Genomic DNA, 25,358 nt, shown 5'->3' on the forward strand with positions numbered 1-25,358 from the left:
TGAGAATAACAACTTTTTGGGGAAGTTTTTTAATTTATTTTGGAAAAGGGGGAAATGCTGAATGACGAACGGCGAGTGAAGGGAAGTTCGAATGGCGAGTGCCGAACTTCGCACTTCGTACTTTGCCCTTTGTCAATTTTAATAATTTATGTTATAATAATGGGCGAGGAGGCGCAGGAAAATGTCTAAGCATAAACGCAGCTATAAAGATTCGGTATTCGTTGACCTTTTTGCAGAAGACGAAAAGGCCAAGGAAAACTTTTTGTCGCTCTATAATGCCTTGCACGGTACTTCGCTTACTGCTACTGAAGATTTGAAAAATATCCGATTGGATCAGGTTCTCTATATGGCTTTCTATAACGATGTGTCTTATCTGGTCGATAACAAAATAATAGTGCTCGCGGAACATCAATCGAGTATCAATCCTAATATGCCTTTGCGGTGTCTTGAATATATCGGCCGCCTGTATGAAACTCTCTTGGAATCAAAGGAAAAATACAGCCGTAAACTCCTAAATATTCCGACACCGGAGTTTTATGTTTTTTATAATGGAGAAGAAGCCTATCCTTCCGATAAAACTCTGAAACTATCGGATGCTTTTATCGAAAAATCTTCATTGCCTAGTCTTGAATTAACCGTTCAAGTAATAAATATCAACCAACAAAACCGCCATCCTTTATTGGAAAACTGCAAGACGATGTATGAATACACCGTATTTGTGGAAACTGTGCGCAGATGGAAAAAAGAAGACCCTCAAAACGGCTTTCAAAAAGCCATCGAGGAATGTATACAAAATAATATTTTGCGTGATTATCTAAAACGCAAGACCAAGGAGGTAATAAATATGTTGCTCGCCGAATATGATTACGAAACAGATATAGCAGTACAACGAGAAGAAAGCCTGATGATTGGAATACAACAAGGAATTGAACAAGGAATTGAACAAGGAATTGAGAGAGGCTCTTACCAAACCAAACTTGAAATGGCAAAGTTGATGAAGGGGATGAATTATCCGATTAACGATATTTGTACAATATCGGGTTTAAGCATTGAAGAAGTGAAAGCATTATAGGGATCGCTCTTCTTCATTTCCCCTAACTTGAACTGTCCTCTTTAAACATGTATAATGTCAGGCTATGCAAGAATCGAAACCGCTTATAATTCAAGGAGACCGCTCCATTCTTTTGGACATTCACGACCCGGAGGCAGATGAGGCTCGCTTTGCCCTTATACCCTTTGCAGAGCTTGAAAAGTCGCCTGAACATCTTCACACTTACAGGCTGACTCCCCTCTCGCTATGGAATGCGGCAGGGGTCGGGCTTTCAGCCGATTCTATTATGAAAACTCTCACGGGCTTTTCCCGCTTTAAGGTTCCCGAATCGATCTTGGTTTGGATGAAAGAGACGATGGGCCGTTACGGGAAGATAAAGCTTCTCCCTCTCGAAAAGCCTCAAGAAGACAATACTGACATTATAGAAGAAAAAGAAACCGGCGCTGCAAATCTCGAAACTGTTGAGGCGGAATTCTTGCGGCTAAAGACTGAAAACGCTCTTATTTTTAAAGAACTAAAAAGCAGTAAGCTTCTTTCAAAATATCTAATAGAAGACCCGGATGAAGAAAACTCTTTTTTAATTTCTCTTTTAAACAGGGGAACGGTAAAGCAGGCTCTTTTAAAACAGGGCTGGCCCGTGAAAGATGAGGTTCCCCTCCGCGACGGCGAGCCCTTAGATATTTCTCTAAAAGAAAAAACTTCGAGCGGGGCCGAATTCGAAATCAGAGATTATCAAAGGGATGCGGCTTCTTCCTTTGTGGGAGATAAGTCGGCAGGAACGGGCTTCGGTACTATTGTTCTTCCCTGCGGTTCAGGAAAAACTATAGTCGGAATGCTCACGATGAGTCTTCTTAAAACAAGCACCCTTATTCTTACTCCCAATGTGGCTGCCGTTTACCAGTGGAGGCGGGAGCTTTTGGATAAGACAAATATAAGCGAAGAAGATATAGGTTTATATACCGGTGAGGTAAAGGAGATAAGGCCTATTACGATAGCCACCTATCAGGTACTCACTTGGAGACCTAGCACCGATGCGGCCTTTCCTCATTTTAAAATTTTTAGGGAAAGGGCTTGGGGGCTTATAATCTATGACGAGGTTCACCTATTGCCCGCTCCCGTTTTTAGAATTACGGCCGAGCTTCAAGTTATAAGAAGGCTCGGGCTTACTGCAACCCTTGTGAGGGAAGACGGCTGTGAAGGCGATGTGTTCAGTCTTGTCGGGCCTAAGCGCTTCGATGTGCCGTGGAAGGACCTGGAGCAAAAGGGCTGGATAGCAAGGGCTTATTGTACCGAAATCCGTGTAAACATTGCTCCTTCAAAGGAGATAGAGTACGCTGTGGGTACAACGCGAGAAAAGCACCGCATTGCAAGTGAAAATCCTGCAAAGCTCGAAGTAGTCAAAAAACTTTTGGCCAAGCATAAGGAAAATCAAACCCTTATAATCGGGCAGTACCTTTCCCAACTTGAGACAATTGCAAAAGAAATAGAGGCGCCCCTTATTACCGGGAAAAATACAAATGCCGAAAGGGAGGTTTTGTATGATGCATTTAGAAAGGGGGAGATAAATGTTTTGGTGGTCTCTAAGGTTGCAAACTTCGCCATCGACCTGCCTGATGCCTCGGTTGCTATTCAGGTGTCCGGTGTGTTCGGGAGCCGCCAAGAAGAGGCACAGCGCTTGGGCAGAATCTTGCGGCCTAAGGAATGCGATTCTCATTTTTACAGCATCGTAACTCGCCAAACCATAGAAGAGGGCTTTGCCGAAAAGCGTCAAAAGTTTTTGGCTGAACAGGGCTATGACTATTCGATTCTTACCGAAGCCGAACTGGATGACTGTGCCGGAAGCTCATCTTAATTTAGGAAAACATAGATGAATATTGTTTTGTTTTCAGCTGATGATTTTTTAGACGATGATTGCGTACAATCTTATTGCGTAAACTCCGATTTATCCGATTTAAATGAAGAAAGATTTTTTCAAAATGCCGAAGATAGGTGCTGTGTTTTTTACAAAAACGATGAACGCTATCAGCACATAAAAAAGGTCTTGCATCTAAAGGAAGGCGATGTTTTTAAGGCCGGTCTTATAAACGGAAACATAGGAAAGGCTCTTATCTCTCACCTTTCCGAAGAAAAAATAGTTTTTTCTTTTTCTCCGAATGCATCCGTCAAAAGCAGGGCCGATAAGGGTGCCGGTAAAATTGATGATAACACAGATGCCGATAAAATTGAAAGAAAACCGCTGCCTCTTCCGCCGATAAAAATAATCTTGGGCTTTCCACGACCCATTCAGTTGAGGCGCATCTTGCGGGATGCGGCTAGTTTGGGTTTTGCAGAAATCATACTATGCGGAACGGAATTGGGAGAGCGTTCCTATTTAAGGTCGAACCTTTCAAGTTCCGAAGAAATAAAAAAATACATTATCGACGGAATCTCGCAAGCAGGCCAAACCCTGATGCCTAAATTTTATTTTTGCAATTCTGTAAAAGAAGCTTTAAAAGATATAAAAAACTCCTCGTTCAAGGGGAGCAAGGTTCTTCTCGACATAGGAGCCTTTCCATCACTTTCTACGTTTAAGATGCAGGAAGGGGAAGATTTAACTATAGCAATCGGAAGCGAGAGGGGCTGGACTCAAAACGAGCGGGAATCATTTTTAGCCGAAGGCTTTGTTTCTTACTCGATGGGAAAACGCATCTTACGCACCGAAACTGCTCTTACTTCCGCCTTAGCCGTTCTCCTTGCAAACAACGGTTTTTGGGGATAGGGCCATTGGGCTTAAACCTGCCATATAAGTTCATTTTAAAAACGCCGATTTTTATAGGGCTTGGATTTCCTGAATGCTTAAACCTGTTCCTTGGGCTATTTTATCAATATCAATTCCAAGTTTTTTAAAAGCAGCCGCTGTTTCAAGAGCTTTTTGGTAGGCTCCTTGTTCAATCCCCTCTTGATAACCAACATGTTTCCAAGAAGCCTTGTCATGTTCGTATTTCATTCGGTTTTCATAAAGCCATTTTTCTTTCGGGCTCATTTCCATTATTTCAATAGTTGTATTTGCTTTTGCCATCATCGGTGATTCTTGGGCTAACATATTACGGACCTCCCTATCATCGGTTTCAATAAACTTCAACCAGTTATAAAGTTTTTTTTTCTTTTCATCCTGTTCAATATTTTCTTGTTCTTCAATCTTGGCTAAGTTTAAAAAGTGGATTTCAAGTTCATCAGAAAGTTTGTCGTTCAAGTGCTTCTCTACTACATTATACTCACTGTGAATCAGATTGTTCAAATTAAAACCTTCACCCACTATGTTTATTGTAATACATTTAGGCAATTTTGTATACACTTCACCTGTTTTTAAGTTTTCCGTATACATTTTAGCCCAATAAAAGATAGTTCTTTGAGCAAACTCACTGTTCCACCTGTTTTGAATTTCTATATCGATAATGGTATTGTTTTTTAGGCGTAGTTTTACATCTAAAACACCCGTTTTATCGGTTATCGAATCCCTATGAAACTCCTTATCCAGAAGTTCCAAGCCTGCGATGGTTTCAGGTGGAATGTCCAAAATACATTCCAGAAAATCTTGAAGAATGTCTTTGTTTTCCTCTACTCCGAACACTCGTTTAAAGGCATAGTCGTTACGGAGAGTGATTTTAAATAGTTTTTCCATGTTTAATCTCTCTAATAGTTTTTTAAAAGAAGAAAAATTTTCCCCTTTCATAATTATTGTATAAAAAGTTTGTAATAAATGGTAAAATTTAAAAAATTGTTGACTAATTTAATATAAAAAACTCGAATAGCTGTATAAGCTTTTTTTCCTCCCCTATATTTTTTCTTAAAAATGTGATATACTCTCAAGAATTATATCGTTCGGAGGGTATCTTATGGAATTGGAAGAAAATAAGTTTGAACAAATCGAATATTTATTATCCGAAAAACGGTATATTGAAGTACAAAGGCTTTTGGCCGATTTAAACGAGGTAGATATAGCCGAATTTCTTGAGGCCGAATCGGCACAAAATGCCATTCTTATGTTCAGAATGCTGCCTAAGAGCATGGCCGCCGAAGTTTTTACCCTCCTTCCTACAGAACAGCAAAGTAAATTTATAGCTGCCGCTACAGACAGGGAGCTGGTTTCCATCTTGGATGAAATCTTCTTGGACGATATGGTAGATATTGTTGAAGAGATGCCTGCAAATGTCGTAAAAAAAATCCTAAAAAATACGGGCAGTGAAGAGCGGATGCTCATAAATCAGTTTTTAAAATATCCCAAAGATTCGGCGGGAAGCCTTATGACCATCGAGTACGTAGGCTTAAAAAAAGGAATGACCGTTGAGCAGGCCCTTGCCTACATCCGCAAGATAGGTTTGGAAAGTGAAACCATTTACACCTGCTATGTTACCGACCGAAATCGCATTCTTGAAGGCTTTATTTCTTTAAAAGAATTGGTACTCGCCGATGGGGACAAAAAGATTGAGCAGATTTTTAATAAAGAGTATATCTGCGTGAACACCCATGACGATCAAGAAAAGGTTGCCTTCACTTTTAAAAAGTACGGCTTTTTGGCCCTCCCTGTTGTCGATAACGAAAACCGGCTCATCGGCATTATTACCGTTGACGACATAATGGATGTTATGGAGCAGGAGGCTACCGAGGACTTCCAGAGGATGGCCGGTATGCAGCCCAACGAAGAAACCTACCTCGAAACCGGAATTTTTAAACTTGCAAAGCATAGAATAGGCTGGCTTCTTTTGCTCATGGTATCCGAAACCTTTACGGGAACCATAATCGAACGCTATAACCATTTACTTGCCTCTATGACTATTTTGACGGCCTTTATTCCCATGCTGATGGATACGGGAGGAAATTCGGGAAATCAGTCTTCCACCCTCATTATCCGAGGTTTGGCCACAGGAGAAATCGACTTAAAGGATTGGAAAAAGGTATTTTTTAAAGAACTGGGTATCGCCGTTTTGGTAGGTCTTATCTTAGGTATTTTTAGTTTTTTAAAATCGGTTTTCCTCGGAGGAAAGAACCCTATGATAGCCCTTACTGTGGGAGCCACCCTCGTTGCAACCGTAACTATCGCAAAGATTACGGGAGGTCTTCTCCCTATTATGGCAAAAAAATTAAAGCTCGACCCCGCAATTATGGCAGGGCCCTTAATTACAACCATTGTAGACACTGTAAGTTTGATTATCTATTTTAAGATAGCCGCAGTTTTGTGTGCAGGGATGTTTTAGTTTATGAGTTTTTTAAGAAATCTACGGTATAAAAAGCTTTCTCAAAATGCAAGGGTAGAGGATCTGGTAAAAGAAACCTTCCGCAAAGCTATTCATCTTTGTGCAGCCCTTGTTCCCCTCTTTGCAAGATACTTTTTTTATCCGACAGTTATAGCCTTGTCCGTAATAACATGTCTTTATATAGTCTTTGAAATTTTAAGGTTAAGGGGCCATCAAATTTTTATGGTTTCAAGCATTACGGGCTTTGCAGCAAGAGAACGGGATAAGGGAAAATTTGTGTTAGGGCCCGTAACTCTTTCGGCCGGGGTTATCAGCACTCTTCTTATCTTTCCGTTTAAGGATGCAAGTATAGGAATTATGGCCTTGGCCCTAGGCGACGGCCTTGCAAGCCTTGTAGGAAAATTTTGGGGAAGGCATCACTTAAATATTTCCAAGGATAAAACCATAGCAGGAAGCATAGCCTGTTTTACGGCGGTTTTTATTTCTACCTTCGCAATAAGTCTGAGTCTTGTAAAAAGCTTGTTTATTGCCGGCATCGCTGCAGGAACGGAAGCCCTCCCTCTAAAAGATTTTGATAATATACTGATTCCTCTGGTTTGTGCAGGGGTTGCTCTTGTGTTGGGCATGTAAGCAGAGTCCGGCCTATAGAAATTAAAACCGGATTACAGGCTTAGGCTAAGGCAAGCCTTAGGATTTCTTCAGGACTTGAAATTATTGCATCAGCTCCTGCGTTTTCCAATTCGGGACGCTTTCTAAAACCCCATAAAACGCCGATAGTAAAAAGACCTGCATTTTTTCCGGTTTGAACATCCGTTGCCGTGTCTCCTATGTAAAGAAAATCTTTTTTTTCGAGATTAAGCATTTTTAAAATTTCATAGACGCCTGCGGGGTCAGGCTTCAGGGCTACGGAATCCCTGGCACCAAGGATACACGAAAAGGTGTTTTCGCCGAAGATGGTTTTAACAACCTTTTCTGTCGTCGAGTGGGGTTTATTTGAAAGCACGTTTACCGAAATTCCGTTTTTGATTAGGCCGGCTAAAAGCTCTTTGATTCCGGGGTAGGCTTCACAAAGATAAACAGGGTCGGCATCATAGGCTGCATTATAACCTGTAAGGATTTTTTCTTCCAATTCTTTGTCATTTTTTCCTGAGCGTTCAAGCACTCTTTGTACGAGCTTTCTTGCTCCGTTGCCGGTTAAAATTTTAAATTCTTCAGGATCGACAGCCGGTATGCCGTGCTTGGCCGTTTCCGTATTTAAAAAATGAGCTATCGAGTAAAGAGAATTGGTTAAGGTTCCGTCCAAATCAAAAATACATGCTTTTTTCATAAGGCCCTCATTCTAACAAAAATAAAAAATCTATGCAAGGTCAAAAAAAGAGTCCGCTTCCATATATTCTGCTTTTGGTGTATGATGAACACATGGGTAAGAAATTTGAAAAAGAATTGCCGGTTTGCGGCTTTGAAAGCTGTCTAGCCTTGGCAAAACATCATCCCGAAAAAATCTCACGCCTGTTTTTTTCGGAAAAAAGAGCAAAACAGTTCGGCGAGGTTTGTAAGTATTTGGCTTCCAATAAGAGATTATATAGAATAGTCTCCGATGATGAGCTGGAAAGGCTCTCCGAATCGGTTCATCATCAGGGGGTAACGGCGATGATTTTTGAGCCCGAGATCCCTGTATTGGAACATGAAACGATAAACATTTGGGCTCAAAATAGGGCTCAGGTTTTGATGCTCGATGAAATAGGAAATGCAAACAACCTCGGTGCGATAATAAGGAGTGCTGCCTTTTTCGGTATAGAAAACATAGTTTTAACAAAGGAAGATAAACAGGCTTCGATTACTACCTCGGCTTACAGGGTAGCTCAAGGCGGAATGGAATTTGTGAACATTTTTAAGGTTTCGTCAACGGCTTGGTTTTTGCGTCAGTGCCGCGGAAGGCTCACATGTATAGGAACCGACTTAAAAGCCCACCACGAAATAGCCGACATGGGAAGATTGATCGAAAGGGATGAGGCTTGCGTAATTGTTCTAGGAAATGAAGAAAGGGGAATAAGCGAGGAAGCTAAAAAGCTTTGCTCGCACCTTGTAAAAATAAAGGGAAGCGGCAATGTGGAAAGCTTAAACGTCGCCCAAGCCGCAACCCTTTTTTGCCATGCTCTTAGTGCAATAAATCTTCGATCTTTTTAATTACATATTCTTTTAAAGGAAGGCCCGAAATCTTAATATCCTTCGGGTCTTCATAATTCGGAATAAGTTTAAAAAAGTTAATATATATTTTATTTTCCTTTATGTAGAATTCTTCTGCATGGGCCGGAATAAAAATGAGTTCGATCTCATCGAATTTTGCCGAAGCCTTATATTTTTCGGTAAGCTCTGTAAGGTTTAATGTCTTAATCGGAGCCATCATATTGTGCATGGTCTGTAAGTCTTCCAAAATCCACATATTGTTATTCCAAAAGCGGCTCTCGCTCATCGTGCGGTCGTTAAGTCTTTCCCTGTTGGAAATTGCAGACATAACCCTGCGGACAGAATCCTTAGAAAAGTCCCCGTTGTAAACAACTTCCATCTGCGGCTTTTCGGCAATGCTTACAAAGTAATCATCTCCCATCTTATCCTTTGAAGCTACGCTTTCCCAAAAGAAAACCATCATTTCCAAAACATCAAAATCAATCTTTATATTTTTCATAAAGAAACCTCCAAAAAGTTTTTTTAATCAACGAGGATTTTACACCTATTGCCGTTTTTTTTCAATGAGGTCTATTTTTTTATTCCCGACACCCATTTGGTGTTTAGGATTAAAATTACGGCAATCAGACCGGCCGTTATGTTCGAAAAAAGATTTCCCCAGTATATCGAGTAATAGGAAAGATATTTTTCGGTTGTAATTATAAATATGTAGCGCAAAAGCCAGATACGCAAAATACCCAACATTAACGGAACCTTGGTTTTTCCGAGGCCGATAAAGGCTCCCTGAATTGTCATACATATACCGAATCCTATTACCGAGTAGGTGTAAATGTGCAGGGCCTTTACTGCGATTTCCCCTATTTGGGGCATTTCGGGCTTAAACATTGATACAAGATAGGCTGAAGACGGCACTATGATAGCTATAAGGACTGCTCCGCTTATTGCACTTGTGATACAGCCTAAAAGGCAGGACCGCTTTGCTTTTTGGGGATTTTCGGAGCCTATATTCATACTTACCATAGTTGTAACTGCAGCGCTAAAGCAGCCGGGTATATTGAAACAAATTGTAGATATATTGTTTGCAATACTTTGACCATTTAAGATTACTGCGCCGTAAGGCTCCATTTCTCTGTTTATTAAAAAAAAGCCTACATATATAAAGGCATAATTGAGCATTGCCGGGAAGCCGACCCGTAATAATTCGTATATCGCAGGAGAGGAGAATTTAAATTGTTTTAAAGTTAGTTTATCGGGTGTTGGTTTCAAAAAAAGATCGTAGAACATCCACGCTGCGACTACAATATTGGCTAAAAGAGAGGCGAGAACACAGCCGTCTATTTTCATTCTAAAAATATATAAAAAGATAAAGTTGCCTATGATTTTTATGATAAGCATTATGATCATTCTTATAAAGGGAGCTTCCGGCTTTCCGTTGGCATTTTTTATACCGTTGTATATAGCTTCCATAAAGCTGAGAGGCATTACAAGACAATAAAGCGAAATATACCTAAAAACCAGCGGAGCTATTTCACTTTTGAGCGTATAGCTTATTACCGTTCCCAGTATAAATAAAACGGGAATTGAAACCAATCCCAACAAAAAGGCAAATACGAAAATCTGCGTGGCAATTTTTTTGCTTTCATCTATGTTTCCGCGCCCGTTGAGCTGTCCGATAATTGCTGTAGCTCCAACGCTTAAGCCTTGACCAAGCGCTAGGACAATGAAGATAATAGGCTGGGAAAAGCTGACTGCACTTGCCGTTACATGGTCGGTAAGTCTGTTTATAAAGAGACCGTCAGTAAAAGGCATCATAGCTTGCAGCATAGCCATCATAAGAGCCGGTAAAGAAAGGATGATTAATGTTTTGATAGGTGAAGCGGTTAAAATAAGCTCTCGCCTTTGTGCTGTGGTTTGTCCTATAAATTTAAGCTTCATATTCTCGCTATTCTACCCTATTATTAAAAAATAGGGAAGACATATAATTATAAAAAAATATTAAAAATTACTTGATATTATTGACATTTTGTGTGTATATTGTATTATAAATATATCCATCCCTATCATTTTTTCATTTTAATTTAGATATATTAAAGATTTCAGCTGCTTTAGCCGATAAGCTATCGGTTAAATTATTGAATTAGTTTAGGAGTATTTTATGAAAAAAATAACAATGTATTTATTGATAATGTTTAGCTCTTTGAGTTTGCTATATGCAGGAGGATCAAAAGATATAGACAGTGTACAGATGACCAACACGGAAAGCTGGCAGCAATCGATAGATATATCGGCTAAGAAAAAAGGAAAATACAATGTATTGATAAAGGCTGTAGATATAGCCGGTAATGAGGGTTATGTAGGTCCTTTTAATATGTATGTAGACCCTAATTCAGACTTACCGATAGTAAACATAAGTAATCCTAAAACTGAAGCAGTAGTATCAGGTAACTTAAACATAATAGGAACCTGCGTAGACGATGATGCTGTAGAGTATGTAGAGTTACGCATAGACGGCGGAGAAAATATATACCGGGCCAAGGGGAAAGAATTTTGGTCATACTATATAAACACTGAAAATTTTGAAGAAGGAACTCACACTATAGAGGCCTGGGGCGTAGACATTAACGGCGTAAAGGGAAAATCAGTAAAAAACAGATTTTACATAAATCGGCTGTCGCCGATTACTGAGATAGGCAATAAGAGTATAGGAGAACTTGTTTCAGGTAAGATAACAATTGACGGAACGGTAGAAGACGGTAACGGTATAGAAAGACTGCTATATTCATTGAACCATGGAGAGAACTTTGAAGAAGTAAAGTTAGCGTATAACAAAAAAACAAAGCAATCAACGTTTTCATTAAAATTAAACACAAAAACGCTGGAAGACGGGCCTAAGGTAATTTGGTTTAAGGCAATAGATAAGCAAGGAAGTATAGGCATACACACATTTTTGTTGTTTGTCGATAACACAGCCCCTATCGTAGAATTTATCTATCCTGAGGACGACAGTCCTGCTGCTCCGGTATTTTCTGTTGCAGGGAAGGCTGGTGATTCGGCAGGTTTATCAAGCCTTTCTTGGAAGTGTAATGGAGAAGAAGGCAGTTTTGAGCTTACTGCGGGTAATAATTATTGGATAAAAGAGTTCGATGTTAGTAAGAGCGGAGCTAAAAGTGCTGTTGTCGAAATAACCGCAAAAGATATAGCCGGAAACATAGTAAGAGCAAAAAAGACATTTTACATAGATCAAAATAAGGGAAAGCCCGTAATCGAAATGCTAAGCCCTGTCCTTGATGGAAAGGTTTCGGGAGATCTCTATATCTCAGGAGCAATTTATGACTTATATGGACCAAGTGAGGTAAGATACAAGATAGACAAGGGGGAAGAAAAAATAATAGACGCCTCCGATGCAGGTTTTGCAGCTGTAGAAAGCGGATTGAGTGCAGGAACTCATACATTGACTATTTATGCGGTTAATAAAAAAGGCATTAAAGGAAATCCTTTAAGTGTAAAGTTCAGCGTAGAAGGGAAGGAGCCTGTAATCGCTTTTGATAACGGGCAGACAATCATCCCTGTATATACGGCACAAACAAAGAATTCTACTTCTGTCCATGTAAAATCGGCTTCCGGGTTAAAATATATAAGTGCAGGCTTTAACGGAGAAGAAGAATCCGTTTTACCTTTAAAGACCGGACAAACCGATTATGTGATAAAGACAAATATAAGCGGAAAATCGCAGCCGGGTATATATACAGTGTCTGTTACGGCAACAGACATTAATGATAAGGTTAGCAAACAGACTCTGGTTATCCGAGTTTTAAATGCATCGGGAGCAGGCGGTGAAGAAAACTTTGTGTGGTCTAAAGGCAAGATAAATGAGAGCAATCAAATAGTATTGATAAACGATAAAGCCTTGGAAGGGATTTACCAGCCTCGGGACGGAATGGTCATAGAGAGTTTAGAAGTAATAGGCGGTAAAAATATTGAAGCAGAGCAAGAAGGAGAATTAATAAGATTAAGGATAAAAGAAGAGGGCGTATATAAAGGAATCGGAGTAAAGATAACCGATAGTGAGGGTGTAGTTTTTACAAGCCCTTTAGTAGATATTCTTTTTGATAAGAGTTCTCCTAATATAAATCTTGAAATGAGCGAAGCAGCTTCTTTTGTGACAAGTTCTATAAATTTAAAGGGTAATGCTGAAGATTCGGTTGGAATTACAAAAGTTGAATATAGCTTAGGAAGCGGTTCTCCTTATGTAAAGTTATCTAACTCATTTAACGAGAAGATAAATATAAGCGGACAGGCGGACGGTCCCATTGTTGTTACCGTAAAGGCAACAGATGCAGCCGGAAGAGAAAGCTATGAGAGAAGACTGTTTTATAAGGACAGCGAAGCTCCTGAGGTTGTTATGATTTTGCCGGAAGGCGGAGAAAAGGTAAACGGTTCAATATACTCGGCTTTTAAGGTAAGCGATAGGTTTGCCGGAGTAAAGTCTGAGTATAAGGGAGCAAGTAAGGGTGCCGAATGGCAGAGCTTTGAATATAGCTCCTTACCGAATCTTATAATAGGCAGTGCAAAAGAGCCCTTGAGTAAGAATATGCTGTTTAAGTTTACTGACCTTGCAGGCAATTCAAGAAGTTTTAATAGTTATAGTTTTGAAATAGACAATAGCGAAGATGCCCCACGGGTAGACTTACATTTACCGAATGAAAACGAAATAATAATAAAAGACTTTGAAATATCCGGTATGGTATATGATGACGATGAGGCAGCAAAGATCCATTATAGGATAGATAAGGGTGCTTATAAATCGATGGATATAAAAAACAGCTTTTCTATACCTATTTTACTAAGCGAGCTTACGGATAATGAACATGAGATAACCATGTATGCTGAGGATATTTACGGAGTAACAAGCCAGCCTGTAACCAGAAAAATCAGAGTGTCTCTCGATGTACCTCAGGTTGCAGTTTCTTACCCTCTTATAACTGACACAGTGCAAGGGGTAAGCGTAATATCCGGAAGTGCATTGGATAAAAACGGAATCAAGAAGGTTGAAGTATCCTTTGATAACGGGCAGACCTATAACCTTGCAGAAGGCAGAGAAAAATGGCAATACCGTATAAATACCCATATAATAAATGACGGAACCCATGTAGTTTTTGTAAAGGCGACAGATAATTATGAGCAAGTATTTTTATACTCGACATTGATAAACATAGATAACACGCCTCCTATATTAAAACTTGAATATCCCTTAGCCGGTTCAAAATTGGATAACAACCTTTTTGTATCAGGTCAAGTTTATGATAATGTTTCTCTTGAAGGAGTAATGTTAAAAATAAAGAGCCTTGACGGAAAATCGGTGCCTCAAAAGCTATCCGAGATCAAGCTTGAAAAAGATATAATTCTTTCAAAAGATATAGATATAAGCTCATTGCCTGAAGGAAGGTATAATCTTGAGATAAGCGGAGTAGATAAGGCCAATAATACTAATGAGGCTTCTATCAACTTTGATGTGTATAGAAAGAAGGATAAAAACAAGATAGAGTTATTGTATCCTTTAAACGGCGAAACGGTAAGAGGCGAGTTCAATGTATATGGAAGGCTGATGGCTGATAATGGTGTAGAAGAGGCCGCTTTATATATAGACGGAAAAGAAGTTGAAAGGGTTTCTGTATCTAAAACGGGTTATGTTTGTTTTAAATTAGACAGTGAAAAGCTCGTAAATGGAGAGCATAGCCTTGAGTTAAGGGCAAACCGTGCAGGTGCCGGACCGCTTAATTCTGAGGTACATAAGATAAATTATGGCGCAGAGGGGCCGTGGATCACCATAGACAATTTTGCGATGGGAGACTTTGCAATAGAAAGGCCCTACCTTAGAGGAAGAGCCGGTTATACAGTATCCGAAGAAGAAAAGACCCGTGTCTACTCAAAGGGTTCTACATCTGAGGATAAAAGAGCTTTTAAAGCAAAGCGCGTTAAGTATGTAGAAATCAGTTTTGACAACGGAAAAACCTTTGCTCCTGTTAAGTCGGCTGCTAATTGGAAGTACAGGCTTGAAACAGAGGATATGGCAGAAGGAAATCACTTTTTATTGTTAAGGGCCGTTATGGAAAATAGAGAGGTAGCGGTTTGTAGGACAATAATAAAGATAGATAAGACAGCTCCAAAAGTTACCTTGATATCGCCCGGTGAGGGAGGCCGGTACAATGGAGCAATAGAGTTTAGCGGCTTATCTTCAGATGACATAGAGCTGTCAACTGTAGAAGCTCTTTTAAGGAAGGGAGATAAGGCTAGTTATGGAGTACCAAAGTTTATTCAAGGCTTGCATGTTGAAGGTGCGTTTTGGGGAGCGGCCTTATGGGATATAGGCTTAGGTTTAAGCTTTTTTGATGATAACGTAAAACTCCAGCTTCATTATGGGCAGTTTTTACAAAGTCAGTTTAATCTGCTATATGGCGGTAACCATAAGATGAGATATGGAGGGCATATAATATCGTTAAAGCTATTGGCAAACGTATATGAGCTGCCTTTTGGATATTATTTTGGACCTGATTGGAAGTGGTTATATTTGGATGTGGCCTTGGGTGCACAGTTTGGATTGTTTACGCAAACCCAGAGCGGCCGTCCTCAAGTATTGTCAGCTTTGCTTATGCAGCTTGAGTTTCCTAGAGTTAAATTTCATAAGCAAAAGTATTTCAGCGCTATATCCTTATTTACAGAAGGACAATTGTGGTTTGTACCTACTGATGTAGATTCTAAGGGAAAAACGTCTGCGATAAGATCTGTAATTCCTAATATATCTGTCGGCTTAAGGTTTGATATATTTTAATTTAGGAGGAAATGAATGAAAAAGAACAAAAAATTTTTAAGTTTTTTAGTATTAAGTTTATTTACGGTGATAATGTTACTGACATGTAAACCTCTTGTTTCGTTGGGAACTACGGTAGACGTCTTACCGCCTGAGGGAAGAATAACCTATCCTGAAACAGGAGAAACGCCTATCCGGGGCAGCTTTATTATAAAAGGGACCGCCTTTGACGATGAAGAAGTCAAATCTGTATCGGTTATGTTTAAAAATAAAGAAAACCCTGGAATACAGAAAGGCCCGTTTCCCGGGCATGTTACTGCAAGCGGCAGCGGAAACGTAACTTGGGAAATAGCGATAAATAACGAGTCTACCGGTACTGAAGATGGTCATCCCTTGGTAAAGATTTATCCCATACCTGATGGGGAGTATGAGATTACCGTTACTATCAAAGACAAGAATGATAAAATTACAATGCTAAATAAAACTTATAAGATAGATAATACTCCTCCTGTATTTATTGTTTCAAGACCGTCATTAGTGGCGATCGATGAAGACCCTTACCCTACTGTAGACCAATATGGTGCAGTTATGAAAATAGAAGGTTCGGCAGGTGATATGCATGAATTGAGTTTGATTACATTAAAGGTGAGAGATGATTTATCCATAACAAAACAGAACAAAGAAAATTCTGTTGATATTGTTATGGCAGCTTATCCCGACCAATACTATTCAGATTTGATAAATAACGGGGTAAATATAGATAAACCAATAAGAGCCGATATAAAATTGCAGGATAACGCCCGTATGTATAACGGAAGCGTAGACAATAAAGGAAACGAATCAGATTTTTATTACGTAAAAAATGAAATAGAAGGCTCTGTTGATTTAAATAAATATACGGCAAAGGTAATAAGCGATTATTTCTCCGGTAAAAAGGGAAAAGACGGGGGGACATCTCACGAACAAGCTATATATGATTTAAGAAAATCTGAAAGTGAAAGTATCCGAAATATTTTATTAAATAAACAAGTAAAACCTTCAAAAAATAAAAGCGTATTCTCTTTAAATCCGGATAAGTCTCCCGGGTTTAAGGTTATCGGAGCTCATCCGGTAATCTTCCCTGAAGGATCAACTAATCCGGCTCCTCTTCCGGCTCCAATGTTGTTCGGTTCTTCTTCTTCCTTAACTGTTGAGTTATATCCGAATATGGACAAGAATGCTCTTGTTGCCGGTACAGACTATGCAGGAAGCGAATTAAAAGTTATTCTTTGCAAGGGTAATACTGTTACAGATTTAAAAAACGGTAATTATACCTCGCAGTCTCCATTTTTTGATGCTACAGTACCAAGCCCTGATTTTTCGGGAGTTACGCAAAGCGGAGGACTTATAAAAATAACTAAGCCTCTTCCTGGAGACATTGAGCCGGGACTTTATAGGATTAATGTTGAAGGGCACGATGTAAAAGGAAACTCAGATTTTACACCATATAATGATAAAAATAAACCATCAAATGGTTTGCTTATTGTTGATTTTAAAGCGGCCGGAGCTCCATATATGTTTCCCCATCAACCTAATGAATATCAGAATGGAGATGTTGATATAAGCTGTGCTGTTGAAAATCTTGCAGGCGGTTCGGTCTACTATAAGATTGATTCGCCCGCAGATGCAGAGACGCCTACGGATACTGATTTTTTGTTAACTCAAGTCGGGGCAACCAATATATATAAAGGTAAAGTTAAGGTGGCTGGACTTTCAGAAGGTAGGCGTCATATTCATTTTCGAGCTCGCAGTACAAATTCAGTGTTTGCGGTTGGGCAGGTTAGTTTTGTACTTGACAGGACAAACCCTAAAGAACCTTCATTGCTAGACCCCCTTCAAACTGTATTCAGTACTTGGTCCCGTACATTTAAAGGAACAGCAGCGGATATGCCGATAGGCAGTGATCTTATGGGTTCAGGTATAGATAAAGTAACCTATAAGATAGGGGCAAAAATCGGAGGCAATATTAACTATGAAGCAGATGAAACACCCGCAAGATTAATTCCTCCGGAAACAGGTTTGACTGAGTACAAATGGGAGGCTATTGTAAGTTTCCGGCAAAAACAAGAAAACTATGTACTTGTAAGCGTATATGACAAAGCAGGAAATAAAACCGATAAAGAATTCGGTCCTTATGAGGTAAATACCGATGCTCCGCAGATTAAATTCGATGATGTAAGGTTTTCGTTGGGGGCAACATATGTTGAGGCGTCACCCATAACCTTAGTAAAACAAAATACCGTTATCGGTAACTATGCAAATAAACAAGCTTCTTTCAGGATTTTCGCAAAAAATGCTTTTGGAATTAAAACCGTAAAAGTTTCGATAGGCGGCGGTGTAGAAAAAAACGGAACAAAAACAGGTGTTTCCGGAGACTATGAGGAATGGACAATAAACGATGTTGATCTTGCTCATGTTGAAGGAAATCCCAATTTTAAGCTTTATGTTGAGTCTAATTCAGGTACAGTAACCGAATGGCCTAATCCTATAGTAGTTGATTTTACAGCGCCGAAGGTAACGCAGTCATCTCCGGATTTACAAAACATCTTTTTCAAAGAAGTAAAGCTGATGGGCAACATAGTTGATGAATCGGCTTCCGGAAATGTAATTACCTCAGGCGTTAATGAAATGACTGTAAAATATAAAATCGGTAACTCAGGTTTTCTAACATCTCATGTGCATAACAGTGAGGAATTAAGCAAAATAATTTATTCAGGCGGAGCATGGACTATAGTAATTCCGGATATAGCAAAATATCAAACCTTTAGCGGTGTTTCAGCTCCCGGATTAGGCAGCAGCATTTATAGTATTCCTATAGTATTACAGGCATCAGACAAGGCGGGCAATGAGGTTACTTCTTCTCAATTTAGTGTGAAGTTTGACCCTGCCGGAGGTACACCCTTCGCCGAGCTGGTTTCACCAAAAAATGGTGATGCCCTTGGAGGCGATATATTAATAAGCGGAAGTGCCCATGTTGCAAACCCTGCTTCAGGTAAAACCGTCAAAAAGATTTATTTACAGTTGGGAAAAACTCGGGCTGAGCTTGAAGCAAATACAGCTTGGTCTTTAAATAACCAAAACTACGGATCAGCAACCGGAGTTCAAATTTATCCTGACTCGGGTAATGCTGATGTGTATTATTGGAACCATATTCTCCCATCCGAAGTGAAAACAGATATTTTAGCCGGAGCCGATAAAAAGGAAGTATTTTTACGCGTAAAGGCAGAAAATAGCGACGGACTAATCGGAGATTGGACTTCTATAGTTAGCTTTACAATAAATACGGATGTTGCCCAATTTACCGGTATAAAGCAATTAGTGCCGAATAATGCTCCTCCTCCTGATTATATTGAAGAAACGTACGTTCAGAATTCGGTTTGGGTAAAAGGTGATTTATTTAAAATAAAAGGTGCTGTAAGGCATAGTGCCGGTATAAAGCCCAACATTAAAGCCGAATCACCGCCGACATTGCCGGCCGGATATCAAAGTCTTGATACAAGCAATACTTTAGGCTGGTTTACTGAGGGAAATATTAATGATAACGGAGATATTGTTACTGTAGGAGGTTTACCTGGCTACGCTTTTACAATTCCTATCAAAACATCTCATTACACAAAAAAGGCAGGAAATATTCAGTTTGATATTTCGGCTATAGATGCCCGTAACGATGGTTCCTCCGTTCCGGTATCTTATACTATAGTTCTTAGATATGATAATAGTCTTCCGTCTGCAGTATTCGGAACGGCTGCCGGTAAATTTAAAAAGGCTGTATTTACCGCTACCTCAGCTTCAGGTGTTTCGGTAAGTCTTCAAGGTTCTGAAAATATAACACAGGCTGTTGCAAGGCTTAAAAAGAATATAGGTAACCTTGTCTTATTTGCTGAAACAAAGGATGGATCGGCTAAGGCTGTTAAAATAACTAATATAGAGGTAGATGGAAGTCATGCAAAAGTAACCTTTGCAAGTACAGGTATTTTTGCAGATTCAGCGAACTGTATACTGATTGAGCAAAATCCCATTGTTTTCGATAAAGATGGCAGCAATTACCAACTGCAGGGTTTTGCCTATGACAGCGGATCTAAAACAAAGACCCTTTCAGTTAAGTTTGGCGATACATCTATGGCAGATATTAATAAATTTGATGCTGAAATCGGAGACTTTGTAAGTTTTAAGCATAGTATAGAAACTAAAAATATCAATGACGGTATGTATAGCTTAAAACTTAATGCAACCGATGATGCCGGTAATAAGGGTGATGAATATTCATGTCCCATATATGTGCGTAACAAGCCCTTAAAGCTAACGAATGTAAGCTTTAGTACGGATCTAAACGGCAGCAATTCTTATTCTAATAATGTGAGCTCCGGCTTGATTGAAACAGTGACAAAGAATGGTGATGATTCATACATAGATGAAGTAAAAAATTACAGTCAAACTATTGATATAGCAAGTGAATTTACTATTAAAAATGCAGATAAGTCTCAAATTAAGTTTGAATTACTTGGCGGTTATGGAGCACGCAGTTATAAACTTTATAAGGCTGATAGCTCGGGTAATCAGTCAGGAGCGCCGGTTAAAACCGGAACTCTCAGCTCTTCAAATTCGAATCCTGAGCTTAACGATGCGATTAATTTTGAGAACGTAGATTTTGGAAATGCTGCAATACAGGATGGTGATAATCAAAAATTCGTTATTGTTCTAACGGATAGTGCTTCAGTTGAGGATACAGGGCGAAAATTAACTCTTAAGGTAACATTTAACGTAAAAACAAAGGATACCCGCAAGCCTTCTGCCTTTGTTTCTCCTTTCTATTGGAATGGAGAGAACGAAAACAGCCTGGTATCAAACAGCCGGGATAAGGGGCATATTGAGATTGCAAAAGTTTCATCCGGTGCAGGAGAAAGCGATGTTTCGGGACAGGTTGTTATCAGAGGAACAGCCTATCATCCGACCAAGCTTACCAAGCTTACACTTACTGTGGACGGATCGGAAAAAAAAGCAGAGTATGCTGCCGGAAGCTGGACCTCCCTGACTGATTTAAAGGTTAAAGATACGAGACTAGACGTAAACGGTCACTGGGTGTCATGGGAGTATAGCTGGATAACCGGAACACCGGGAAACAACAAGCAGATTTTACTTAAGGCATACCACAGCGGTACAGTAGTAAGCGGCAATACAGTTGTAGGTAGTCTTACGAAAAAAAATGCCCAGGCACGAACGGTTCAGTCTCTTACCCTTGCTCCTGGTGATAAGGCCGTGCCCGGACAATTTATCCGTATTGTTGGTAAGACCGGTTCAACCGATGCCGATGCTTCATATTTGCTTCCTATAACATCGGTAAACGGCTCGGTTGTTGAGTGGAAAGATGTACTTCTTCCTACAGTAGCCAATCCTGCTACAGATGATACATTGATGTCTTATTACCTCTATCCTGTAGGGTATGCGGGCGATGAACCTTCCTTTAATAAGCCGGCGATGAGCGTAAATGTGGTGCCCTATGTAACCGGCATAAAAACAGCTCTTTCAAAACTCGGCGGAAACGATCCCGACTTGTATGCACGGACAGCAACGGGCCGCTATCCGGTAGAGGATAAGGAAAAAATAGAGATACAGGGCTTTAACCTTACCGGTGCTGCCGTAACGGTGGGAGGCGTTTCCTCCGGAACTTTGACCGATACAGGATCTCCGTGGTCTTTGACTCTTGATGCCGGTGCAAAAAGCGGTGCTCTTGAGCTTACCGTAACTCCTTCAGGAGGAAGTGCAGTTAAGGCCGTCAACAATATCAACAATAACGAGAAGCCATACAACAAGGCAAAGAAAACCGCCAGTAACGATAAGCTGACGGATGACCTTTTCCTTGATGTCTGGCAGTTTAACAGTAAAGCTGCTTTGCCCGGCCGCGGTGTTATAACCGAACCCGTTATGCGTATCAATCCTTCAAACGGCATGATAGGCTTTGCCTTTGCCAACGGCCCCGACTTTTTCAGTATGAGTAACGGAACAAGCAATTCGTATACAAAGTGGCAAAGAAACTATGACGACTATGGTAATGTGGAGTTTGTATACGACAGTGTAGGAAAGTCACACGGTGTAGCTGTAGGACGGGATATAAACTCGGGCGGTAATCAAGGCGGTAAATTTGCTTATTTTACAAGTCAATGGGGAACCGGCAGTGTTTCGGATCAGGGTGCCAATTATAACGGACAACAATCCTTACGATTGGAATCTATCGGGCAAGTTGACGATATGAATGGATCAGGAGGTGCCATACTCGATAAAACCCGTATCCAGCACCCCTCTCTTGCGGCGGCAAAACGTACTGCTAATGAAACACGGGTTTATCTTGCCTATTATGACGGCATAAACGATCAAATACGGTTTAAGTACGGCACTATTGCGGATTCATTGACATATACAAGCCCGCCTGCAAACAATGAAAATCCCAGTCCGACCCGATTCGGGCAGTTTGTAGATGAAGCATCGAAACGAGCAGTACAGCCGTACAGCCAAGCCAATGTAAGTATCGTTGCAGGAGAATATAAAAGCAGTTCCGCCGTTGTTAATACGGGTAACGCTACGGGAACCTATTTGTCACTAGGTGTTGTGTCGGGTACCACGGCGGCGGCGGATACGGCCGTCTTAATTTGGTTTGACGAAACGAACCGAAAGCTTAAATACACCTATAAAACCGATCCGCAAAACGGAAACCACGCTTCTCAAAGCGGCAACGGCAGCGGAACTTGGAAAAAACCTATAGATGTTTTCAATAAGATGAATGTGGGCGAATACTGCAAGATTGCCGTCGATAAGGCCGGCGGTATACATATTGCAGCCTTTGACTCGGATACGGCTGATTTGAAGTACGCTTATTTGGCAAGCTATAATGCTGCGAGTTTCCAAACCTCTACGGTTGATTCTTACGGCATAGCCGGAACTCATATTACTTTGGATGTCGCATATACGGCGGCCGGTAAGCCGGTACCCTATATAGGCTACTACTCGGCTTCCGCGGGACGCTCCAAACTTGCCTATCTTGTGGATACGGAAACGGGCGTATCCGGCTCGGCCCAGGGTACCGATGATACCGGCTACTTTACCGGTAAGTGGGAGGTTTCGGTTGTGCCGACTGCCAGCCGTGTCCAGCAGGACAATATCAACGTCGGCGTATGGAAAACTTCCGGAGGTGTTATCAAGAATTCCGTAACCGGCACGAATAGTTCCGGTATTGAAAACGGTACGGTATACGGCAACGGTACCGCAAATCCCGTGCTGGCTTATGCTATACGGCAGGCGATGAACGGCTATATCGAAACTGCACAAAAGAAGTAATTGTATGGCAAGGTAGTTCCTTGTGCCTTGCCGGACGGCGAAGTTTGAGGCTTCGCCTCAAACTTCGTTGCTGCGTGGAACCACTGCCGCCCATGGCGTTACATCCGTGCGGCTAATAAAAATCCCCCCATCGGATTATCCGGCGGGGGGATTCCAATTTACTAATACTTAAAGCTTTTATATATGGTTTTAAATATTTCAAGATATCGATTAAAATTATTAGGATTGGAAGTAAATGTTAAAACATATGCTTCATTTCCTTTCATTTCAACAAACTGTATTTGGGTTACAAGTATACCATTTATATTTCCCGATATTATATGGTAATTTTTTCCTTCCTCTATCAATTTAAAATCGCCGTACACGATTTTTAGAGCTTCTCTTCCTGTTTCCAAATATTTTTTTACCGTATACTTTGTGGGTAATTTTTCAACCGCTAAATTAGCATTTTCTTGAAAGTCATCATTTTCCTCGATTGGCGAATACAACATAAATACTGTAGCCGAATCGATTCTCTGTGCCATCCAGCCTGATGGGACGGTAATTTCATAATTATCGATTTTTATTCTCATACCGTCATCGCCAAAAACTTTTACCGCTGACAATGATATTAACAGCAGTATAAATACAAATCCTTTCTTCATTTACGACTCCTTAAAATATGGGATGTTTTTAAAAATAAATTTTAATACCTGTTTATTATTCTAGTGGCTTTTTTATAAATTGTCTAGTGTAGGGCCCGTATTTTTTTGAATCATCTTATATAAACCTGAACCCCTTAATCTGTAATACTATGCTTGAATTCCCTTAAAAGCTATTGTATAATAGTCCTTATGTTAAACAAGCAAAGAAAGATGACTTGGCGGACTTATCTCGCCTATGGGGCTGCCGATTTATACGGCGGAGGATGTTTTTTTATCGTTACTACATTTGCAATGTATTATCTGGTAAATGTAATAGGACTTCATCCGGTACTTGCAGGGCTTATTCCTGCAATCGGAAAGTTTTGGGATGCTATATCGGATCCTATGATGGGCTATATAGCCGATAATACACCGCAAAACCGCTTCGGTAAAAGAAGGGTGTGGTTTTTGGTCTCGATTGTTCCGATTGCTCTTTCCTTTATCATAATTTGGTTTCCGACCGGGATCGAAAGTCAGGCCGGAAAATTTATCTTTTATACGGTAGCCTACATTATCTTCTTTACGGTTTCTACTGTTTCGTACATACCTTATGCGGCTCTTTCAGCCGAAATAACTAAGGACTTTTCCGAAAGAAATAAACTCAACGGTTCCCGCCTTATGTTTTCTTTTATAGCTACCCTTTTAGGCGGACTTTTGGCTCAGCCTATTATCGATGCCTTTCACGGCAGTATGATGGGCTATTTTGTGATGAGTATAGTCTTTGCCCTCATCTTTGCCCTTCCGTGGATTCCTCTTTATTTTGAAACATGGGAACTGCCTGAAGAAAAACCTCAAAAAAAATCCGAAGCTAAATTTATAAAAAACTTTTTGTCTCTTTTTAAAAGCAAGTCTTGTAGAATTCATATTGCTATGTATGTATGCTCCTATGGAGCCTTGGATATAGTAATGTCTTTAGTTCTCTTCTACATTGTAGATTATTTAAACCGCGGAAGCGTTTTTGTAATAGCCCAAGGTGCTCTTTTGCTGACCATGATGGCAACCCTGCCGATTCATAACCGCATAATAAACAAGAGAGGACACAAGCCTGTCTATGTTGCAGCCCTAATCATCTTTGCTGTTTCTATAGTTCTTATGTCTCTTCATACGCCTCAAACAAATTCGTTTTTTTTAATATTGAACATGGTATTTATGGGTGTCGGAATTTCGGCAAACAATTTGATTCCTCATCAGCTGCTTCCTTTTTTGGCCGACATAGATAAGCTTATGAGCGGAGAAAACCGTGCCGGAACTTATTCGGCGGCTATGACTCTTACCCGGAAGTTGTTTTTAGGCTTGGTGATAATGACCACAATAGGCTTTGTTTTAAGCGGCATAGGTTATAAAAATCCCGTCCCCTCGGTTTTGACTCAAAAGCAATTTAAAGAAGCTCAAGACTTGGCCGTAAAAAATAATGAAAATTTCGAAAAAATAAACAAGTATTATTCTTTGCTGGAAGACGGAAATTTTCATTTAAAATACATGAGCCGAAACACTGATGAGATTATCAGCTCTATCGACAAAAAAGTAAAAGGTAACTTTGATGAGATACCCGAAGCTGTTTTTGAAAGTTTACTTTCTTCTTTTGATAAAAAAGACTTTGAAAAGATCGATGAAAAATTCTTGCTTGAGGCTTCTTATATAAAATCGGGAGCTGTTTATAAAAAAATAGAACCGAAAGATTTTTATACTAAGACCGATTTGTATGATTTAAAAGTTTTGTTGGATAAAATAGATTTTAAATATTCAGGTATAGGGCAGGTCCAAAAACCACAGCAAAAGGAAAGCACCTTAAGAGGTGTCAAAATTTCTTTTATAATAATGCCTTTGTTTATGATTCTTTTCGGTATCTTCTTCGGCCTTAAATTTAATGTAAGCCCCGAAAACCATAAAATTATCCTTGAAGAGTTAAACAGATTGGAAGCCGGAGGCAAAAAAGAAGATGCTGATGAAAAAACCAAGCAGGTTTGCGAGCTTTTGATAGGTGAACCTTACGGAAGAACTTCTTAAAAGCTATCACAATAAAAATC

General features: G+C 40.0%; 14 protein-coding genes. 9 read left to right on the plus strand and 5 right to left on the minus strand.

Features of this window, described 5'->3' with window-relative positions; genetic code table 11:
* Positions 1–181 precede the first annotated feature (181 nt).
* The 3 genes from E4O07_RS00350 to E4O07_RS00360 all read left to right on the plus strand — a co-directional run bounded on the left by E4O07_RS00350 (position 182) and on the right by E4O07_RS00360 (position 3,809).
* Entirely contained in the window at positions 182–1,072 is an 891-nt protein-coding gene (locus tag E4O07_RS00350; protein WP_253686700.1) for an Rpn family recombination-promoting nuclease/putative transposase, read from the plus strand.
* A 64-nt stretch (positions 1,073–1,136) separates the two neighbouring features.
* The gene (locus E4O07_RS00355) at positions 1,137–2,903 is read left to right on the plus strand and encodes a DNA repair helicase XPB (protein WP_253686701.1); all 1,767 of its coding nucleotides are present in this window, start codon (positions 1,137–1,139) and stop codon (positions 2,901–2,903) included.
* A gap of 15 nt (positions 2,904–2,918) precedes the next feature.
* Complete coding sequence (locus E4O07_RS00360) at positions 2,919–3,809, plus strand: 16S rRNA (uracil(1498)-N(3))-methyltransferase (protein ID WP_253686702.1); 891 nt, start codon at positions 2,919–2,921, stop codon at positions 3,807–3,809.
* A 51-nt stretch (positions 3,810–3,860) separates the two neighbouring features.
* Here E4O07_RS00360 and E4O07_RS00365 read toward each other — a convergent pair whose 3' ends face one another.
* Complete coding sequence (locus tag E4O07_RS00365) at positions 3,861–4,712, minus strand: Rpn family recombination-promoting nuclease/putative transposase (protein ID WP_253688149.1); 852 nt, start codon at positions 4,710–4,712, stop codon at positions 3,861–3,863.
* A gap of 214 nt (positions 4,713–4,926) precedes the next feature.
* Between E4O07_RS00365 and mgtE the strand changes: the two genes are divergently transcribed.
* Entirely contained in the window at positions 4,927–6,285 is a 1,359-nt protein-coding gene (gene mgtE / locus E4O07_RS00370; RefSeq protein WP_253686703.1) for a magnesium transporter, read from the plus strand.
* 3 nt (positions 6,286–6,288) lie between these two features.
* On the plus strand, positions 6,289–6,915 hold the full coding sequence (locus tag E4O07_RS00375) for a diacylglycerol/polyprenol kinase family protein (RefSeq protein ID WP_253686704.1): 627 nt from the start codon (positions 6,289–6,291) through the stop codon (positions 6,913–6,915).
* A 40-nt stretch (positions 6,916–6,955) separates the two neighbouring features.
* On the opposite strand, the gene E4O07_RS00380 is transcribed toward E4O07_RS00375, so the two are convergent.
* The gene (locus E4O07_RS00380) at positions 6,956–7,612 is read right to left on the minus strand and encodes an HAD family hydrolase (RefSeq protein ID WP_253686705.1); all 657 of its coding nucleotides are present in this window, start codon (positions 7,610–7,612) and stop codon (positions 6,956–6,958) included.
* A 92-nt stretch (positions 7,613–7,704) separates the two neighbouring features.
* Here E4O07_RS00380 and E4O07_RS00385 point away from each other — a divergent pair, with 92 nt between their 5' ends.
* Positions 7,705–8,472 carry a TrmH family RNA methyltransferase gene (locus E4O07_RS00385; RefSeq protein ID WP_253686706.1) on the plus strand — a complete coding sequence of 256 codons (768 nt, stop codon included), beginning with the start codon at positions 7,705–7,707 and terminating at the stop codon, positions 8,470–8,472.
* On the opposite strand, the gene E4O07_RS00390 is transcribed toward E4O07_RS00385, so the two are convergent.
* Positions 8,444–8,971: a TDE2712 family protein gene (locus E4O07_RS00390; protein ID WP_253686707.1), complete on the minus strand. Its 528-nt coding sequence runs from the start codon at positions 8,969–8,971 to the stop codon at positions 8,444–8,446. The genes E4O07_RS00385 and E4O07_RS00390 overlap by 29 nt on opposite strands.
* Positions 8,972–9,042: 71 nt before the next feature.
* The gene (locus tag E4O07_RS00395; protein WP_253686708.1) at positions 9,043–10,407 is read right to left on the minus strand and encodes an MATE family efflux transporter; all 1,365 of its coding nucleotides are present in this window, start codon (positions 10,405–10,407) and stop codon (positions 9,043–9,045) included.
* A 220-nt stretch (positions 10,408–10,627) separates the two neighbouring features.
* On the opposite strand from E4O07_RS00395, the gene E4O07_RS00400 reads away from it, so the two are divergent.
* Both E4O07_RS00400 and E4O07_RS00405 read left to right on the plus strand, forming a co-directional pair.
* Positions 10,628–15,301, plus strand: coding sequence for an Ig-like domain-containing protein (locus E4O07_RS00400; RefSeq protein ID WP_253686709.1), 4,674 nt, complete (start codon positions 10,628–10,630; stop codon positions 15,299–15,301).
* A gap of 15 nt (positions 15,302–15,316) precedes the next feature.
* A complete protein-coding gene (locus E4O07_RS00405) occupies positions 15,317–22,648 on the plus strand; it encodes a hypothetical protein (protein WP_253686710.1) in 7,332 nt (2,443 codons plus the stop codon).
* 161 nt (positions 22,649–22,809) lie between these two features.
* Here the strand turns inward: E4O07_RS00405 and E4O07_RS00410 are convergent, their stop codons facing one another.
* Complete coding sequence (locus E4O07_RS00410) at positions 22,810–23,292, minus strand: hypothetical protein (protein WP_253686711.1); 483 nt, start codon at positions 23,290–23,292, stop codon at positions 22,810–22,812.
* Between the two features lie 189 nt (positions 23,293–23,481).
* Between E4O07_RS00410 and E4O07_RS00415 the strand changes: the two genes are divergently transcribed.
* Entirely contained in the window at positions 23,482–25,338 is a 1,857-nt protein-coding gene (locus E4O07_RS00415) for an MFS transporter (RefSeq protein WP_253686712.1), read from the plus strand.
* Positions 25,339–25,358 lie beyond the last annotated feature (20 nt).

Origin of the sequence: Treponema sp. OMZ 798, assembly GCF_024181385.1 — a bacterium.
Classification (GTDB): Bacteria; Spirochaetota; Spirochaetia; order Treponematales; family Treponemataceae; genus Treponema_B.

What these genes read in the sequence shown, in the direction of transcription:
- E4O07_RS00400 (WP_253686709.1), top strand. Translation starts at nt 10,628, where the DNA reads ATGAAAAAAATAACAATGTATTTATTGATAATGTTTAGCTCTTTGAGT.
- E4O07_RS00405 (WP_253686710.1), top strand. Translation starts at nt 15,317, where the DNA reads ATGAAAAAGAACAAAAAATTTTTAAGTTTTTTAGTATTAAGTTTATTT.
- E4O07_RS00380 (WP_253686705.1), bottom strand. Translation starts at nt 7,612, where the DNA reads ATGAAAAAAGCATGTATTTTTGATTTGGACGGAACCTTAACCAATTCT.
- mgtE (WP_253686703.1), top strand. Translation starts at nt 4,927, where the DNA reads ATGGAATTGGAAGAAAATAAGTTTGAACAAATCGAATATTTATTATCC.
- E4O07_RS00395 (WP_253686708.1), bottom strand. Translation starts at nt 10,407, where the DNA reads ATGAAGCTTAAATTTATAGGACAAACCACAGCACAAAGGCGAGAGCTT.
- E4O07_RS00360 (WP_253686702.1), top strand. Translation starts at nt 2,919, where the DNA reads ATGAATATTGTTTTGTTTTCAGCTGATGATTTTTTAGACGATGATTGC.
- E4O07_RS00385 (WP_253686706.1), top strand. Translation starts at nt 7,705, where the DNA reads ATGGGTAAGAAATTTGAAAAAGAATTGCCGGTTTGCGGCTTTGAAAGC.
- E4O07_RS00355 (WP_253686701.1), top strand. Translation starts at nt 1,137, where the DNA reads ATGCAAGAATCGAAACCGCTTATAATTCAAGGAGACCGCTCCATTCTT.
- E4O07_RS00390 (WP_253686707.1), bottom strand. Translation starts at nt 8,971, where the DNA reads ATGAAAAATATAAAGATTGATTTTGATGTTTTGGAAATGATGGTTTTC.
- E4O07_RS00365 (WP_253688149.1), bottom strand. Translation starts at nt 4,712, where the DNA reads ATGGAAAAACTATTTAAAATCACTCTCCGTAACGACTATGCCTTTAAA.
- E4O07_RS00350 (WP_253686700.1), top strand. Translation starts at nt 182, where the DNA reads ATGTCTAAGCATAAACGCAGCTATAAAGATTCGGTATTCGTTGACCTT.
- E4O07_RS00375 (WP_253686704.1), top strand. Translation starts at nt 6,289, where the DNA reads ATGAGTTTTTTAAGAAATCTACGGTATAAAAAGCTTTCTCAAAATGCA.
- E4O07_RS00410 (WP_253686711.1), bottom strand. Translation starts at nt 23,292, where the DNA reads ATGAAGAAAGGATTTGTATTTATACTGCTGTTAATATCATTGTCAGCG.
- E4O07_RS00415 (WP_253686712.1), top strand. Translation starts at nt 23,482, where the DNA reads ATGTTAAACAAGCAAAGAAAGATGACTTGGCGGACTTATCTCGCCTAT.